Raw genomic sequence first — 1,459 nt, 5'->3', positions numbered from 1 at the left:
CCCAATGCCGTTGCCATAGACGGGTTTTCGCAGTACGTCGGTACTCATGAGCAGATTACGGCCGTCGCTGCTGCCTGATGTTGGACTGGGGGCGTTGACGCGATGGTGTCCGCCGGAGTTGGTGGACCAGGCGATAGACAAGTGCGAACGGCAGGAGCGACGGCGACGGCTGCTGCCGGCACGCACGGTGGTGTTCTTCGAGCTCGCGCGGTGCCTGTTCCCCGGGGAGGGCTATGCGTCGGTCTACGAGCATCTCCTGCCGCATGACGGCGAGTTGGACCTTTACCTCACGCAGCGCGGGTTCCGTGTCCCGAACAAGTCCTCGCTGTGCAAGGCTCGCCGCAGGTTGGGTCCCGAGGTGATGGAGGAAGTGTTCCGGCAGGTCGCGGGGGCTGTCGCGGACCGGGAGGACTGCCCGACGGCCTTCTGGCGCGGGCTGCGGTTGGAGGCGTTCGACGGCACTGTCCTGGACGTCGCCGACACCGCTGGCAACGCGGGCGAGTTCACCCGTCCTGCCGGAGGAAGCGGTCCCGGCGGGTATCCCCAGGCCAGGGTGGTCGCCCTGATCGAATGCGGTACCCACGCGGTCGTCGACGCCGTCGTCGGCGGGCAAGGACAGGGTGAGTCGACCCTGGCGATGGCCCTGGCTCCGTCGGCGGGCCCGGAGACGCTGGTGTTGGCGGACCGGGCCATGCCCGGGGTCGTTTTGTGGTCCGCGTTCCGCCAGGCCGGAGCGCATCTGTTGTGGCGGCTGAAACGAACGACCGGGCAACGGGTCGATACGATACTGCCCGATGGCAGCTATCTGACCAGCATGGACCTGGACAAGAACCATCAGGCCGACTACCGCCGTTGTGGCGAGGAGCCGCCGGGGCCAGTGGTCATGCGCGTCATCGAGTACACCATCGAGGGCAGTGACGAGGTGTATCGCCTGGCCACGTCTCTGCTGGATCCGGAGACGGCTCCCGCTCACGAATTAGCCGTTTTGTACCATGAAAGGTGGGAAAGTGAAGGCGCCTTTGCGGAGATCAAGACTGCGCAGCGCGGCTCACGGGCGGTGCTGCAGTCCAACTATCCCGATGGGGTTCGCCAGGAGATCTGGGCTCATCTGATCGTCCATCATCTGACCCGCGATCTGATGCATCATGCCGCCACCAACACGCGAACACCCCTGGACCCGGAGCGGATCTCCTTCCGCGGAGCGCAGCGGTTGGTCCGACGGGACCTGTCCCCGCTGATTTCCCCCCTCTGACCAGCGCCGACGCGTCCAACAGGCCGCCGGAAAGCTCGCCGCCCGACCCAACGGGCCGCGCCGCCCGCGCAGTTACCCACGTGTGGTGAAACGCCGGACGACCCAGTTCCCCACGAAGAAACCCCCTGACCAGGGCATTCGCCTACCTGCCGGAGGATTTGCCATCGCCATTCGGGCCCGGGCCCCGTAAAGGCAACGGCATTGGGT

1 protein-coding gene is annotated in these 1,459 nt (G+C 66.3%); it reads left to right on the top strand.

Going from position 1 to position 1,459, the window contains the following annotated elements; translation table 11 throughout:
- Positions 1–46: 46 nt before the first annotated feature.
- Positions 47–1,252, top strand: coding sequence for an IS4 family transposase (locus tag ABZV34_RS39405; RefSeq protein WP_356288090.1), 1,206 nt, complete (start codon positions 47–49; stop codon positions 1,250–1,252).
- The last annotated feature ends 207 nt before the right edge of the window (positions 1,253–1,459 follow it).

The organism is Streptomyces sp. NPDC005195, from assembly GCF_040608315.1.
Taxonomy (GTDB): domain Bacteria; phylum Actinomycetota; class Actinomycetes; order Streptomycetales; family Streptomycetaceae; genus Streptomyces; species Streptomyces kaempferi.
Note: the sequence above shows the minus strand (reverse complement) of the source record. Positions and strands in the feature narration are given on the sequence as shown.